The sequence below is a fragment of the Hwangdonia lutea genome (assembly GCF_032814565.1).
Lineage (GTDB): Bacteria > Bacteroidota > Bacteroidia > Flavobacteriales > Flavobacteriaceae > Hwangdonia > Hwangdonia lutea.
On sequence record NZ_CP136521.1, the window covers coordinates 2117952 to 2132527 of the forward strand.

Consider the following 14576-nt stretch of genomic DNA (forward strand, 5'->3'; position numbering starts at 1 on the left):
AATAAAAATATAAATAAGAGCTTGATTTTAATGATTTGATATCTGTATAATATCAAAAGTTATTAACTTTATTTTTCATCAATTAGAAATGTGCCCAGATAATGGGGATTACCCAATAATCATTCCTGCGATAGTTGCCGAAATTAAAGAAGCAATGGTGCCTCCAATTAATGCTTTCATGCCAAATTTAGATAGGGTTTTACGTTGCCCGGGAGCCAACGAGCCTATGCCGCCAATTTGAATGCCGATAGATGCAAAATTTGCAAATCCACAAAGCATGTAAGTCGCCATAATTATAGATTTTTGATAACTCAAATGCGTGGCATTAGCAACGTTTTTTAAACCCGAAAGTTGTATGTAACCAATAAATTCGCTAGCTGCTAGTTTTATGCCAAGGAGTTGCCCCATTAAAGCCATGTCTTCTTTGGCAACACCAATAAGCCACATTAAAGGCGCAAAAACATAACCCAAAATAAGTTCGAGCGATAAACTTTGGTACGACGTATTGCTGGCAATCCAACCGTTTAATGTGGTAACATCGCCCACCCAACCTAAAATACCGTTAAACATGGCAATAAAAGCAACAAATACCAAAAGCATGGCACCAACGTTTACGGCTAGTTTTAAGCCTTCGGTTGTGCCGTTTGCGATGGCATCTAAAAAGTTGGAACCTATTTTTTCTTGAGAAACCTTTACATCTGTATTGACGTTTTCGGTTTGGGGATATAATATTTTAGAAATTACAATAGCGCCCGGTGCTGCCATAACCGATGCGGCCAATAAGTGCTTTGCATAAAATAAACGCTTTACAGGATCGTCGCCACCAAGAAACCCGATGTAAGCGGCCAAAACAGCACCAGCCACGGTTGCCATACCGCCAATCATGACCAACAGCATTTCGGACTTATTCATTTTTTCTAAATACGCCTTAATTAAAAGAGGCGCTTCAGTTTGTCCTAAAAAAATGTTACCCGCCACACTTAAGCTTTCTGCTCCAGAAATTTTTAATAGTTTAGAAAGCAACCAACCAAAAGCCTTTACTACTTTTTGAATGATGCCTAAATAAAATAAAACCGATGTTAAAGCTGAAAAGAATATAATAGTTGGTAGCACTTGAAAAGCGAAAATAAACCCGAAAGTATCCATGTCTACAACCAAGCCCTCAAATAAAAATTTACTGCCAGCCCTTGTAAATTCTAAAACTTCAACAAATAAGCCACCAATAAATTCAAATATACTTTTGATGAATTTAACTTTTAAAACACCTATGGCAATTAATAACTGAAATGCTAAACCAATACCAACAATTTTCCAATCGATGGCTTTCCTATTGCTACTAAAAAGAAAGGCTATAAAAATTAAAGTTACCATTCCCAATGCACCACGCCACAAGCTGTTTATTGAAAAACCTTGGCTTTCAATAATGGTGCTTTTTGTTTCATTTACAGCGGTTGTTTCGGAAGTATCTGCAATTTTATTTTCTGAAAAATTGATGTTAGTTGAGTCTATTAATATAGTTTCGGTTTGCGAAACATTTTCAATAGTATCGGCTAACTTTGTTTTGTCTGTTTCTTGCGCTATTAATGATGAAGTTGATAAGACAATAATAGCAACTAGGGACAAAAAAAAAGATTTCATAGATATGTGATAAATTAACGTTTGGAAATTTCGTCGCGAATATGTGCAGCGGCCTCATAATCTTCGTTTGAAACGGCTTCGTCTAGTAATTTATGAAGTTCTTCAAGGGTTTTTCCTTTGTAGTTTTCGCGGGGTGCGTTAGGTTCTAATTCATTTGCCAATAAATCATCAACCAATATACTGTCTTGAAGTTCGTCTTCCTCTTCTTTTTTAGGATTCACTTTTAAGTAAATACCGGCTTTGTCGAGAATGTTTTTATAGGTAAAAATAGGAGCGTCAAAACGAAGTGCTAAAGCAATGGCATCACTGGTTCTGGCATCAATTATTTCTTCGATTTTATCGCGTTCGCAGATTAAACTGGAATAGAAAACACCATCGACTAATTTATGGATAATCACCTGCTTAACAACCACATCGAACCTATCGGCGAAATTTTTAAACAAATCATGAGTTAAGGGACGGGGCGGGCGAATTTCTTTTTCTAACGCTATGGCAATGGATTGTGCTTCGAAAGCACCAATTACAATAGGAAGTTTGCGTTCGCCATCAACTTCATTTAATATAAGGGCATAGGCGCCATTTTGGGTTTGACTATAGGAAATGCCTTTTATGTTTAATCTTACTAAACTCATAAATTTACTCGATAATCCAGACTTAAATATTTAAAGGTGTGCCTCTTAATAAAAACATGTTTCTTAAAAAAAATACCAAGTGTGCAATTACCAAGGTAGTTTATTAAGCACAAAGAACTGTTTAAATTAGGAATTAACCAACTGCCAAAGCAGAATTATGATATAATGCTAATTTAATCAGTTCTGCGGAACAATACAATTTATAAAAAATAATTTATTGTTGCGCTTTAAAAGCCTTTAATTTTTCGATGAGTTGCGGAACCACTTCAAAAGCATCGCCTACAACACCGTAATCTGCTGCTTTAAAGAATGGCGCTTCAGCATCGGTATTGATAACCACTTTTACTTTTGAGGCGTTAATACCCGCTAAATGCTGAATAGCTCCAGAGATACCAATTGCAATGTAAAGGTTGGCGGCCACAGGTTTTCCCGTTTGCCCAACGTGTTCGCTATGGGGTCTCCAGCCTAAATCCGATACCGGTTTAGAACAGGCGGTTGCGGCACCTAATACTTCGGCCAATTCTTCAATCATGCCCCAATTTTCAGGACCTTTTAATCCACGGCCGCCAGAAACCACAATTTCGGCATCGGCAATGGTTACTTTATCGGTGGCTTTATCTACCGATTGTACGGTAACACCGGATTCTGGAAGGGTTGGCGAAAAATCTTCCGCGGAAGCGTTACCACTAGATTCCACCAATCCGAAAGCGTTGTTTGAAACGGCCACTAGCTTAACATCGGTATCGATGGTAGTCATGCTAAAAGCTTTGTTTGTAAAGGCTGTACGTTTTACTGTAAACGGCGAGGTGCTTGATGGCACATCAACCACATTGGAAGCAAATCCTGCGTTTAAGCCAACGGCTAATAACGGTGCTAAATATTTGCTATCGGCACTAGAGCTTACAATAACAACCTTGGCATTTTCTTTTTCTGCGGCTTGTTTTAAAACATCGGCATAGGTTTTGGCATTAAAAGCATCGAGTTGTGAATTGCTCACATTTAAAACCTTGTCAACGCCATAATTTCCTAATGCTGATGCATCGTTGGCATTTATGGCCACGGCTGTTACCGTAGTGCCCAATTGGGTGGCTACCGCTTTGGCGTAAGAGGCAACCTCAAAGGCTGTTTTTTTAAATTTTCCTTGTTCTGATTCTGTATATACTAAAACTGACATAATATGTAATCTTTTGTTTGTCATTCCCGTGAAGACGGGAATCTTATATTAATATTTTCGTAAACTTTAAAGGATCCTGAAATAAATTTAGGATGATTTAAAAGGTTAAATCACCTTGGCTTCGTTGTGAAGCAAGTTTACTAATTCGTCTAAATTATCAGGCGATACTAAGGTTACAGCGCCTTTTGGAGTTGGTTTTTCAAATGCAACCGCCGAGGTTTCGGCATTAGCATCAACAGGTTCTACTACGGTTAATGGTTTTTTACGAGCCATCATAATACCGCGCATATTCGGAATGCGTAAATCGCTTTCTTCAACCAATCCTTTTTGCCCACCAATAACTAGCGGTAACGTTGTTGCAACGGTTTCTTTTCCACCGTCAATTTCACGAACTGCCGTAGCATTAGTGCCATCAACCTCAAGATTAATGCAGTTGTTTACAAAATTGGCGTTGGTTAAACCAGCTAACATGCCAGGAACCATACCGCCATTATAATCAATAGATTCACGACCGGCAATTACCAAATCGTAACCGCCATCTTGTACCACTTTCGCTAATTGTTTGGCTACCTGAAATCCGTCTAAAGCCGCAGTATTAACACGTATGGCGCTGTCTGCACCAATAGCTAAAGCTTTACGTAAAGTTGGTTCGGTTTCTGCGCCACCAACATTTACAACATCGACACTGGCCCCTTGTTTTTCTTTAAACCACATGGCACGGGTTAAACCAAACTCATCATTTGGATTGATAACAAATTGCACACCGTTGGTGTCGAATTTAGAGTTGTCATCCGTAAAATTAATTTTTGATGTAGTGTCCGGAACGTGACTTATACACACTAAAATTTTCATATTTTTGTAATTAAATTAAGACTAGTTACTTGCGAAGTCCAGAACTACAACGTTATAGTTTGCGCTATAATTTTAGAACTTCTAAATTTTGGCAACGAAGTTAATTATTTTATTTTGAATATTTACTATGCGTGCATAATAAATTTTAGATAATTCTTTTAAACAAAGTCATCTATTTATTGTTATTTTTGCAATTCGATTTAAAAACACATTTAATGAAGACAATTCAATTTAGAGAAGCCATTTGCGAAGCCATGAGCGAAGAAATGCGCAGAGACGAAAGCGTTTATTTAATGGGTGAGGAAGTTGCGGAGTATAACGGCGCTTACAAAGCTTCAAAAGGTATGTTAGACGAATTTGGAGCAAAACGTGTAATTGATACACCAATTGCAGAACTTGGGTTTGCCGGAATAGCCATTGGCTCTACCATGACTGGAAACCGACCTATTGTGGAGTACATGACGTTTAATTTCTCGTTAGTTGGAATTGATCAAATTATAAATAATGCGGCAAAAATTAGACAAATGTCGGGTGGACAATTTAAATGTCCTATTGTATTTCGTGGCCCTACGGCTTCTGCCGGTCAGTTGGGTGCTACGCACTCGCAAGCATTCGAGAATTGGTTCGCCAATACACCAGGTTTAAAAGTAATTGTACCATCAAATCCTTATGATGCCAAAGGCTTATTAAAAGCTGCCATTCGCGATGATGACCCTGTTATTTTTATGGAAAGCGAGCAAATGTACGGCGATAAGGGTGAAGTACCAGAAGGCGAATATGTTTTACCAATTGGCGTTGCCGATATAAAACGCGAAGGTACCGATGTTACTATTGTGTCTTTCGGTAAGATTATTAAAGAGGCTTACAAAGCCGCTGAAGAATTGGAAAAAGAAGGCATTTCTTGTGAAATTATCGATTTAAGAACCGTGCGTCCTATGGACAGAAAGGCGATTGTAGAGTCGGTTAAAAAAACCAATAGACTCGTCATTTTGGAAGAAGCATGGCCTTTTGGAAATGTAGCAACCGAAATTACATACTTGGTGCAATCGGAGGCTTTTGACTATTTAGATGCCCCAATTGTTAAAATTAATACCGCAGATACACCTGCGCCGTACTCACCGGTTTTACTGGAAGAATGGCTGCCAGATTACACTGAAGTAATTAAGGCCGTTAAAAAAGTGTTGTACAAATAAATTAATTTTTTTTACGTTATATAAACTTCATTAGCACGATTGTTGATGAAGTTTTTTTATACTATGAACATAAAACTACTTTTTACATTTCTCTTCCTAGGATTTATTTCAGCCATTGCCCAAACCAAAGTAAGCGGTTATGTTTTTGATGAGTTTAACGAGCCCATATCGTTTGCCAATGTTATATTTAAAGGTTCTTCAGAAGGCACGATTACCGACGAAAACGGAAAATTCTATTTAGAATCCAACGAAACTTGGAGCGCCTTATCCGTGTCTTTTATTGGCTATGAAACATTAATTGTTCCTTTGGATAAAAAAGTAAACTACAATTTAAAATTCACTTTAAAAGAGGAAACGGCACAACTCGATGCGGTGGTTATTGTGTCTGGAAAACAATCAAAAAAGAATAATCCGGCTATCGATTTGCTGCGTAAAATTTGGGAACACAAACGCAAAAACGGATTACATCTTTACAAACAATACGAATACGATAAGTACGAAAAAGTAGAATTCGACATCAATACCATCGATAGTGCGCTAATTAAAAGTAAGCTTTTTAGAGGTATGGAATTTGTGTTTAACGAAGTAGATACCTCGCGCGTTACGGGTAAAACCTATTTGCCCATGTTTATTAACGAAGCCGTTTCCAGGGTTTATGGCGATAATGTAATCAATAAGGAAAAAGAGGTTTTAAAAGGCAATAAAAACTCGGGATTTAGTGATAATCAAGTGGTAATCGATTTTGTTGACGATTTGTATTCCGATTATAATGTGTACGATAATTACCTGAAATTTTTCGATAAAAGCTTCGTAAGTCCACTTTCAAAAACAGGCATCAATACTTATAATTACGTGTTGTCCGACAGTGCCTTTATCGACAATAAATGGTGCTACAATATTATTTATTATCCGCGCCGTAAAAACGAACTCACCTTTAAAGGCGATTTTTGGGTGGCAGATTCCACCTATGCCATAAAGGAAATTAATTTACAAGCCTCAAAAAGCGCCAACATAAACTGGGTGAAGGATATTTATATCGAACAGGAATTTGAAGTGCTTAACGATTCGTTATTTCTTGTAAAACGCGATTATATGATGTCTGATTTCGCGTTAAACAAAAAAGAAAATTCGCGTGGTGTGTACGGCAAACGAACCACATTATTTAATAATTATGAATTCGATAAACCCTTAGATAAAAAGTTTTACGACCGAGAAGTTTACAATTACGACAAAGATGTTTACGATAGGGACGAGGCGTTTTGGGCTGAAAACCGTTTGGAAGATTTAAACAAAGACGAACAAGGCGTTTACAAAATGTTAGACACCTTAAAAACTGTTAAAAAGTTTAAAAGGCTTTATAATTTAGGCAGCATTTTATCGTCGGGTTATATTGAGTTTAACACCTTGCCGTTAGATTACGGGCCTATTTTTTCAACCTTTGGGTTTAATGAGGTGGAAGGTTTGCGATTGCGCACCGGCGGGCGAACCTATTTTGGCAGAAACGATTTGTGGCGTTTAGAAGGCTTTTTGGCTTATGGTTTTAGAGACGATAAATTTAAATACGGTATGTCGGGAAAATGGCTGTTAGACAAAAGAAGCCGATTGATAATTTCTGGCGGAAATCGGCGCGATGTCGAGCAAATAGGGGCTAGCCTTACCACAAGTACCGATGTTTTGGGGCGCAGTTTAGCTTCGTCGTCGGTTGTTGGAACCGGAGCGAACGACAAGTTAACAGCCATAAATTTAACCAGTTTAGCAGTGCAGCTTGAGCCTTGGCGCAATGTTATTTTCAGGCTCGGTGCAAATTACCGTACTTTGGAATCGGCATCACCAACCTTTAGTTTAGATTATGTTGATGACGAGGAGCCCACAGGTTTTTCATCCAAAATAATTCAATTTGAAACCTCGCTTTCGCTTTCCTATTTTCCCAAACGAAAAATGACAGGTTTTGGGGTTGAGCGACGAACTGCCAACGACGATTTTGCACGTATTTTTGCGCAAGTAAGTCGTGGCGATAAGAGCGTGCTCAATAGCGATTTTAGTTACACCAAATTGCAGCTGTCGTACATTCAGCCCTGGCAGTTGGGTGGTTTTGGTAGGTTGTACACCACTGTGGAAGCCGGTAAAACCTTTGGCGAAGTGCCACTTGGATTGTTAAGCGTTATCCCCGGAAACCAATCGTATTTTTCAATTTACAACACCTTTTCGCAGTTAGATTATTACGAGTTTGTGTCCGATACCTACGCATCCTTTCATTTCGAACACAATTTTAACGGCCGTTTATTTTCCAGAATTCCGTTTTTACGCAAATTGAATCTGCGTGAAATTGTGAGTGTTCGAGGCGTTTGGGGCGATATTTCGCAAGCGAATATCAACTTAAATACCACGGAGAATCCCAATAACATTCCGCTGGTGGCACCAAACGATAAACCCTATTACGAATACGGTTTAGGCGTTGGGAATATCTTTAAAATATTCAGGGTCGACTTTAATTTTAGAGGCAATTATAAAGATAAAGCGCTCTACCCCAATGCCCGAAAGTTTGGTGTAACCGGGACCTTTGGATTTCATTTTTAGGCAGGCTATTTGGGCGTTCCCCTCGTAAAAACTCCGGTCGCGCTTTCACTACTCAATCTTTTTGCTCGTGCCTCACAAAAAGGATTTCAAACAAACCGTTCAATCGCTAACGCACCTATTTGCTAGTTTATGTTTTATTTGGGACGTTGTTTTTGTTTTTGGAGAGGTTTGTTTGACGGTCTCGGCTATGAGTAGTTGCGTGGTATAGCACTTAACTTTGCAAGTACGCACCAAACTGAAAATCCGTAAGGATTTTCAGAAGTAGGCGAGAACAAGCAATTACTTATAGGAGCCATTGTTGTGCCCAGTTTTCTTATTCTATATTTTAAATAGTTTGCTTTCTTGTGATAATTTCAACACTTCATAAATACTAGTATCTATGTCAGTTGGAAGTTTGTCACGAAGAACAGGTGCTATGTATTGACAATTTATTTCATTAATGATAGTAGTCATTAAATTCAAAATTTGGTTACCATGTACTGTCTCAATTTGGTCATGAATGATGAAATGTAGCGCTTCAATGTCTAAAGAATCGGCAAATTGAATATATGCTAAATCAAACGCTGCAATCTGCCCTTTCTTTTTACCAGTTCCTAAATTCCCACTAATACTAGTTATATTTAGTTCATAACCCTTTTCAGTTTTTTCTGAACTCATAACAAATTGTTCTCCATATAACTTATTTGAAATTGAAGAAAAATACTTATTAAATTCAGAAATTCGTTCTTGAATTAAATCATCTTTATCAGTAATAGATTTATCTATCTCACTTAATTGAGTAGAAATGTCGTCTAATTTATCCATTGAGTTTTTCCATAATCTTTTTAGCTCTTCAAGATTACCTTTTTTCTCATATGCGACATTTAGATTTGTAATTATTGTTTGAAGTTCTGAAACAGCACCAGATTTTTTCAGTTTAGTTGTAAATTTTTCCTCATTTATTAATAAATCTTGTAGTTCTCTCCTTTTTGAGATAATTGACTCATTTAAAACTGGAAGTTCTTCAGTTATGAAATTAATTTTTTCTGAAAGCATTGAATTATGGAAATTCAATGTTTCTTCAAATGATTTTTGAATAGAAGGATTTAGAATTTTTGCTTCTTTATACAGAAATTGAATTTGAGATACATCAATATTTGAGTATTCTTTTTCAAGTTCATCTTTACTTTCTTCAATAAGTTCCTTACGTATTTCGAGTTGGCTTATTTCAGTAGAAATTTTATTGATTTGAGATTTAATTGAATTTAAAGAAGATAGGTCATCATCATAATTTTCATTAATGTTGAAATTTTCTTTTGTAATTTCTAAATCTGAAATAGTACGATTTATTACAGTTAGCGACTGTTCAATTTGAGAAAGATTGCTTTCTTTTCTCAATCTTTTTTGTAAATTTTCTTCAATCTTTTTTTGAGATAGCAATCGTTGTTTTTTGTCAGCATCATCTAAATCTATACCTAGCCAAAAAAGATAAAGAGGTTCATACTCATCTGCGGTTGTATTAAAATGTAGAACTTTTACAGCGTTAACTAATCTGTTTTTCTCATCTCTAATATTCTTTGCAATAAGTTGTCTAAAAGTCGGTTTTAGTTTGTCAGAGTCAAAAATTAACTCCTTTAATTTTATTTTAAAATTCTCATCATTAAACTGTTCTCCATTAATTTCTTGAATTTTATCTTTTCTAGTTAAAAAATTTCTACGAATAGTAATTTCCCTTGAATTCTCGACATCTAAATCTTCTTTTAGAATTAAGGTGATAATTATATTATTGTTTTTAAGAAAGTTTTCAATGACATTATTTCCTTTATTTTTAAATTCTTGGTCTTGGTATATATTTTTCCCTTTACCGCCTAGACAAAAATCTATGAGACGAATTGCAGTTGTTTTTCCAACATTATTGCCAGACTCTTGCTCATTATCAGTATTAGTTTCATCAACTATTAAATTAATTCCTTTGTGAAAAAGAACTTCTCTTATGACGTTTTTGTCATTTTCTATTTTTAAAAGTTTTAGAAACATTTTTTAATTTTTCCTTTGTCGATGTCAACTATACCATTTAAATATAACCAATCTAAACTAAGAGTGAATATGTTCATTGAAACCGTTTGACTATTTTGAATACCACGATATAACTCTAGAAAATCAAATTTTTCATTCTTAGAATTTGTTAGTTCACTAAGTATTAATGAACCGATAAAGTATAAAGAATGTTCTGGATTTATGTCTTTATTTAAAATCATATAGGCTCTTCTAAAATTTTACAACGAACAAATGCATCAACGATTATAATCTTCATGCCAATATTAACAGCTTCAAAAGGAATGTCTTCCTTTGCATTTGGACTTTTTTCGAATAACTCCCATAAATAGTTTTCGACAAGTTCAATTAATTTATCTGCATTTTCTCGAATCTTTTCAATAGTCGAATCTTCTCCAAGAATTTCACCTTTAGCTTTTAAATAAAGTTTATTGATGTTTTGCAATAGCAATTCTTTTTTAAACGAACCTTGTTTTTCAATTTCTGAATATATTTTATTCAACTTTCCATGATAAACTTTATACTGTTCAAGAATTGGTTTGTAAACTATAACTTTATTGTAATCAATTTTTTTGTCAGGGCTGTAAATATTTGTTGAAGTTAATATGTCAACATTTTCTAAGCTTATTGAACTGATGTGATTAATCACAGTTGCTAAAGAGGATGGATATTTGTTTAAAATATCAGTTGTTCCAATTTTTTTTAAAATATCTTTTTCATGATTTTGTTTCAGTAGTTTCAAAGATGAAACTGTGTGATTTGAAACATCATTAGTTACGATATGATGATTTGCACATAACAAGATTAAATTGTCGTAGCTAGCCCTTTCCTTATCTGTCATGTTTGGGTCATATCGTTCACCTCCTTTTTCTGCTCCTGCGATATGACAAATGTTTGATAAATTTGTATCGTTTTTAGGACTTGTAAAGGTAGTGGTGCACCCTGGAAATGCGCATTGATTTCCAGATAAACTATACAGTCTTTTAATTGTCAGTTGGCTATAATTTCTTGGTCCTTTTCCCACTCAGCAAATATAGGATTTTAAATGTTTTAACTATTGTTTTCTTAAATGTCTTGTCCTGAAATATGGCTACAGGTTAAAATTGATTTATGCTGTTTTTAAATATACCATATTGGGTGTTTTATAGTCTAAAGATAAATGTAATCTTATTTCGTTGTATAGATTAATTGCATTTTTTGTTGCTCTTCTTGCGTGTTGTAGGCTATCAAAGGTCTGATCTAGATAGAACTCGTCTTTTAGAATTCCGTTTACACGCTCAGCCATGGCATTTTCGTAGCAATGATTTTCTTCTGTCATGCTAATATCGATGTTATTTCTCTTTAAAATTTGAGTGTAGACGTTACTGCAGTATTGTATACCTCTGTCGGAATGGTGAATAAGTCGAGTAGTGTCTTTAGCTTGATACAGCGCCTTGTTTAAAGCTCTTTCGCAACCTTTTAGTTCCAGGCTGTTACTTATGTCATACCCTACAATTTTTCGGCTGTACATGTCTGTAATGAGTGCCAGGTAACAAAAACCTTTTATGGTTCTAATGTAGGTGATATCGCTTACCCAGACTTGGTTTGGTCTAGTTATTTCAACATCTTTAATAATGTTTTTGTATTTGTAGAACCTGTGCAATGAGTTAGTGGTTCTAGAGCTGTATTTCTTTCTAAGTGTGAGCATATTGTGTTTTCTAAGTATGTTGAACAAGGTGTCTCTGCCTATTTTAAGATTGGATTCAATAAACTCCTGTTCTAATGATCTGGTGAGTTTTCTAACGCCTTCTCTGGGAAGGGATCTGCGTCTTTTCTTGACTATAACCACTACTTTTTTCTCTATTTCCAGACGTTTGTCCTCACGACGTTTGTATTTGTAGTATGCATCACGTTTGAGTCCGAAACAAGCAGTTATAGTAGTAAGAGAAGCAAATCCCTTAGATTTTTCCTTGGCCTTAATCAGGGCTTGATACTTAGTTTTTTTTTAAGTTCAAGAACAGATTTATAGCCTAGTTGTTCTGCTGCAACTTCCAGATAGGAATCATCTATTAAGGCATCCATATCCTTTTTCAGCAGTAGTTTCTTTAGCTGTTCAATCTCTTTTTGAAGTTGTTTAATACGGGTTATTTCGTCTTTGGTTTTCACAGTTACTCTGGTGTTCATTAGATCTTTACGGTTGTACTTCTTTATCCACTCATTGATTGTGGTAGGTGCAATACCATAAGCTTTACCAAGTTGATACTTGTTTAGTTTTCCTGAGGTAAGTTCGTCTAAAATTTTGAGTTTAAAAGATTCAGAATACCGTCTAATTACTTTGTCATTTTTGTACATAATGTTTAAAATTATGTAGCCTTTATTCAGGACGGGTCAAAATTGGGCACAACGGTTTTGTATATGGCTCGTAGCGTGTAAATTAGCGTTTATTTTCGGATTAAGCACAAGCCGAATTTTTAAATTTTACTATTTATCTTTTTTATTGGAAATCGTCAAATTTAAAAATTTGGCGACTTTCCATATATACCTTAACGTCGATTAAGCAACTAATTAGCTATGAGCTATATACGCTGTTGGCAATAGTATTTTTGTTTATTATATTCATTAATTTTTCAACGTCAGATTCTATTATATGACTTAAATCAATCTCAATTTTATTTCCATACGTTTCTGTAATAATCAACTTCTTGCCATTCAATTCACATAATTTTATTTCTTTGAATTTTATGTTTTTCCCAAAGAACGACTTTATTCTGATTAAGATTCCTCTTTTGTTCCACTGAACATAATTCTGATACCAAAACATTTGAGTACTAAATCCGAAAACTATTAAATATCCGATTGCGTTCAAATATTTATTCATTTTAGGGTTTGCGAATTCAATAAAATTAAAAGCTCCATTAATTATCAGAAATAACCCAATTAAAATCAGAGGTAATAAAATCCAACGACCTTTTTTATTCAAATTTCCAAAGTGTATTTTTTTCATTTTTTCACTATTGATTTAATCAGTTTGTAAGTGGATAAAATTCCAATTAAAAACATTATTCCACAAATCTAATATTCCGCTTTTAAGTAGTAACTTATTCCACCAATTATTCCAAATACTATCCACAATAGGTTTATCAGAATTTCGGTTTTATTCAGTTTGTTCATTTTTTAGTGCGTTCTGTTATATTATTGCCAACAATTATATATAATTAATATTAACTATATACAAATTATGTGTGTCATAGTTTTAATGCTGCAAACGAATTTAGATATTTTTTCTGACAAAGTCAAAAGAGGCGTAATCAAAAAAAAAGCTTTTATTTTTAATTTTTCTGCCGCGACTTTAATTCTTTTTGTAGTTTTAAAAAAGTCATTCTGTTAATTATTACCATAGGCAAAAAGAAGAAAGGCATAAAAACAGGAAAACTTAGTCCGCTTTCTTGGTAATTAAAAAAGCTTACTACAAACATTATTAAAACGAGTATGCTAAGCACAATTGTAGCCATTTTATAAGTTTTGGCTTTTTTTTCGAGTTCTTGAATACTCATTTTTTCGATGTGTTCTTTTTTCATATTACTATCAGTTAATTGAATTTATACTTTTTCAGATTAACACAGAGTTCAATTTATGTTTTTAATTTTTTTCTTCCGTAAATATTTTCTCAAAGGCACTATACACTGCTAAATGTAGGGCGTCTCCGTGATTTTGCTTTTCAAAAAACTCAAAATATATATTCGTATTTTCTTTCTTAATTAGGTTTAATTTATGGTATAAAGCTTTAGCTGTACGTTCCATAACTTTGCCTTCTTTTCCAACTGCAATATAAATGGATTTTTTGGACGAGTATGGACTCGGTGTGTATTTAAGCAACGATTCGTCGTCCCACCATAAACTTGGACTAGCGATAATATAATTGTCAAATAAATTGGGGTTTTTAAATAATATTTCAGTAGCCAAAAGACCTCCAAGAGATTGTCCAATCAAAGTTTTAAGTGAATCTGTTTTATAATTTGTGTCAATATATGGCTGTAATTCTTTTTCAATAAAATTGATGAATCTTTCGGACTTTCCCGTTGTTGGAAAGTCTTCTTTGTCCTTTTTGTTATTCGTTGGAAATGTAAAATCTCTTTTTCTATCAACATTAGAAATTCCAACAACAATTGATTCCGGTATCATATTAATCCAAGAGAAGGAACCAAATTGTACAATTCCAGAAATATGAATAAAATCTTCATCAATGGAACCATCCAACACATAAATTACGGGATATTCTTTTATTGAATCCGCTGCGTATCCGTTTGGCAGATAAACGTTTAAAATTCTGTTTTCATTTAGTATTTTCGATTGGAAATTTATTGTTTCTCCAATCGAGAGTGGAGTTATCTTATTCTGTTCGTTTTCGTTTTGGCCAAAAATAAAATTACATAAGATTATACTAAAAAATGTTAGGATTATTTTCATTCGAATCGTTTTAATTGGCGACATTTATGA

At 34.6% G+C, this 14576-nt stretch carries 14 protein-coding genes; 2 read left to right on the forward strand and 12 right to left on the reverse strand.

The window, feature by feature from the left end; translation table 11 throughout:
• Positions 1 to 108 precede the first annotated feature (108 nt).
• The 4 genes from RNZ46_RS09180 to RNZ46_RS09195 form a co-directional block, all read right to left on the reverse strand.
• Positions 109 to 1638, reverse strand: coding sequence for a NupC/NupG family nucleoside CNT transporter (locus RNZ46_RS09180; RefSeq protein WP_316981913.1), 1530 nt, complete (start codon positions 1636 to 1638; stop codon positions 109 to 111).
• A gap of 14 nt (positions 1639 to 1652) precedes the next feature.
• Complete coding sequence (locus RNZ46_RS09185) at positions 1653 to 2270, reverse strand: bifunctional nuclease family protein (RefSeq protein WP_311937434.1); 618 nt, start codon at positions 2268 to 2270, stop codon at positions 1653 to 1655.
• 214 nt (positions 2271 to 2484) lie between these two features.
• Positions 2485 to 3444, reverse strand: a complete 960-nt coding sequence (locus RNZ46_RS09190; protein ID WP_316981914.1) for an electron transfer flavoprotein subunit alpha/FixB family protein — start codon at positions 3442 to 3444, stop codon at positions 2485 to 2487.
• A gap of 105 nt (positions 3445 to 3549) precedes the next feature.
• Positions 3550 to 4296, reverse strand: a complete 747-nt coding sequence (locus RNZ46_RS09195) for an electron transfer flavoprotein subunit beta/FixA family protein (protein ID WP_316981915.1) — start codon at positions 4294 to 4296, stop codon at positions 3550 to 3552.
• A 215-nt stretch (positions 4297 to 4511) separates the two neighbouring features.
• Here RNZ46_RS09195 and RNZ46_RS09200 point away from each other — a divergent pair, with 215 nt between their 5' ends.
• Together RNZ46_RS09200 and RNZ46_RS09205 are read left to right on the forward strand one after the other, a co-directional pair.
• On the forward strand, positions 4512 to 5489 hold the full coding sequence (locus tag RNZ46_RS09200; protein ID WP_316981916.1) for a pyruvate dehydrogenase complex E1 component subunit beta: 978 nt from the start codon (positions 4512 to 4514) through the stop codon (positions 5487 to 5489).
• A 63-nt stretch (positions 5490 to 5552) separates the two neighbouring features.
• The gene (locus RNZ46_RS09205; protein ID WP_316981917.1) at positions 5553 to 8066 is read left to right on the forward strand and encodes a DUF5686 family protein; all 2514 of its coding nucleotides are present in this window, start codon (positions 5553 to 5555) and stop codon (positions 8064 to 8066) included.
• A 318-nt stretch (positions 8067 to 8384) separates the two neighbouring features.
• Here the strand turns inward: RNZ46_RS09205 and RNZ46_RS09210 are convergent, their stop codons facing one another.
• The 8 genes from RNZ46_RS09210 to RNZ46_RS09240 all read right to left on the reverse strand — a co-directional run bounded on the left by RNZ46_RS09210 (position 8385) and on the right by RNZ46_RS09240 (position 14546).
• Positions 8385 to 10082: a DUF2326 domain-containing protein gene (locus RNZ46_RS09210; protein WP_316981918.1), complete on the reverse strand. Its 1698-nt coding sequence runs from the start codon at positions 10080 to 10082 to the stop codon at positions 8385 to 8387.
• Positions 10073 to 10303 (reverse strand): ABC-three component system middle component 6, encoded by a 231-nt coding sequence (locus RNZ46_RS16905; protein WP_350339780.1) that lies wholly within the window; start codon positions 10301 to 10303, stop codon positions 10073 to 10075. The genes RNZ46_RS09210 and RNZ46_RS16905 overlap by 10 nt, the downstream gene beginning before the upstream one ends.
• Complete coding sequence (locus RNZ46_RS09215) at positions 10300 to 11124, reverse strand: ABC-three component system protein (RefSeq protein ID WP_316981919.1); 825 nt, start codon at positions 11122 to 11124, stop codon at positions 10300 to 10302. Before RNZ46_RS09215 ends, RNZ46_RS16905 begins: the two co-directional genes overlap by 4 nt.
• An 84-nt stretch (positions 11125 to 11208) precedes the next feature.
• The gene (locus tag RNZ46_RS09220) at positions 11209 to 12063 is read right to left on the reverse strand and encodes an IS3 family transposase (RefSeq protein ID WP_316984982.1); all 855 of its coding nucleotides are present in this window, start codon (positions 12061 to 12063) and stop codon (positions 11209 to 11211) included.
• Positions 12060 to 12431 carry a transposase gene (locus tag RNZ46_RS09225; protein ID WP_316981920.1) on the reverse strand — a complete coding sequence of 124 codons (372 nt, stop codon included), beginning with the start codon at positions 12429 to 12431 and terminating at the stop codon, positions 12060 to 12062. Before RNZ46_RS09225 ends, RNZ46_RS09220 begins: the two co-directional genes overlap by 4 nt.
• A 217-nt stretch (positions 12432 to 12648) precedes the next feature.
• Positions 12649 to 13083: a hypothetical protein gene (locus tag RNZ46_RS09230; RefSeq protein ID WP_316981921.1), complete on the reverse strand. Its 435-nt coding sequence runs from the start codon at positions 13081 to 13083 to the stop codon at positions 12649 to 12651.
• A 325-nt stretch (positions 13084 to 13408) separates the two neighbouring features.
• Positions 13409 to 13657 (reverse strand): hypothetical protein, encoded by a 249-nt coding sequence (locus RNZ46_RS09235; RefSeq protein WP_316981922.1) that lies wholly within the window; start codon positions 13655 to 13657, stop codon positions 13409 to 13411.
• 61 nt (positions 13658 to 13718) lie between these two features.
• Complete coding sequence (locus RNZ46_RS09240; RefSeq protein WP_316981923.1) at positions 13719 to 14546, reverse strand: alpha/beta hydrolase; 828 nt, start codon at positions 14544 to 14546, stop codon at positions 13719 to 13721.
• Between the last annotated feature and the right edge of the window lie 30 nt (positions 14547 to 14576).

Excerpts from the sequence above, each read along its gene's own strand:
- RNZ46_RS09180 (WP_316981913.1), bottom strand. The coding sequence starts at position 1,638 with ATGAAATCTTTTTTTTTGTCCCTAGTTGCTATTATTGTCTTATCAACT.
- RNZ46_RS16905 (WP_350339780.1), bottom strand. The coding sequence starts at position 10,303 with ATGATTTTAAATAAAGACATAAATCCAGAACATTCTTTATACTTTATC.
- RNZ46_RS09210 (WP_316981918.1), bottom strand. The coding sequence starts at position 10,082 with ATGTTTCTAAAACTTTTAAAAATAGAAAATGACAAAAACGTCATAAGA.
- RNZ46_RS09240 (WP_316981923.1), bottom strand. The coding sequence starts at position 14,546 with ATGAAAATAATCCTAACATTTTTTAGTATAATCTTATGTAATTTTATT.
- RNZ46_RS09190 (WP_316981914.1), bottom strand. The coding sequence starts at position 3,444 with ATGTCAGTTTTAGTATATACAGAATCAGAACAAGGAAAATTTAAAAAA.
- RNZ46_RS09195 (WP_316981915.1), bottom strand. The coding sequence starts at position 4,296 with ATGAAAATTTTAGTGTGTATAAGTCACGTTCCGGACACTACATCAAAA.
- RNZ46_RS09205 (WP_316981917.1), top strand. The coding sequence starts at position 5,553 with ATGAACATAAAACTACTTTTTACATTTCTCTTCCTAGGATTTATTTCA.
- RNZ46_RS09225 (WP_316981920.1), bottom strand. The coding sequence starts at position 12,431 with ATGTACAAAAATGACAAAGTAATTAGACGGTATTCTGAATCTTTTAAA.
- RNZ46_RS09235 (WP_316981922.1), bottom strand. The coding sequence starts at position 13,657 with ATGAAAAAAGAACACATCGAAAAAATGAGTATTCAAGAACTCGAAAAA.
- RNZ46_RS09230 (WP_316981921.1), bottom strand. The coding sequence starts at position 13,083 with ATGAAAAAAATACACTTTGGAAATTTGAATAAAAAAGGTCGTTGGATT.
- RNZ46_RS09185 (WP_311937434.1), bottom strand. The coding sequence starts at position 2,270 with ATGAGTTTAGTAAGATTAAACATAAAAGGCATTTCCTATAGTCAAACC.
- RNZ46_RS09200 (WP_316981916.1), top strand. The coding sequence starts at position 4,512 with ATGAAGACAATTCAATTTAGAGAAGCCATTTGCGAAGCCATGAGCGAA.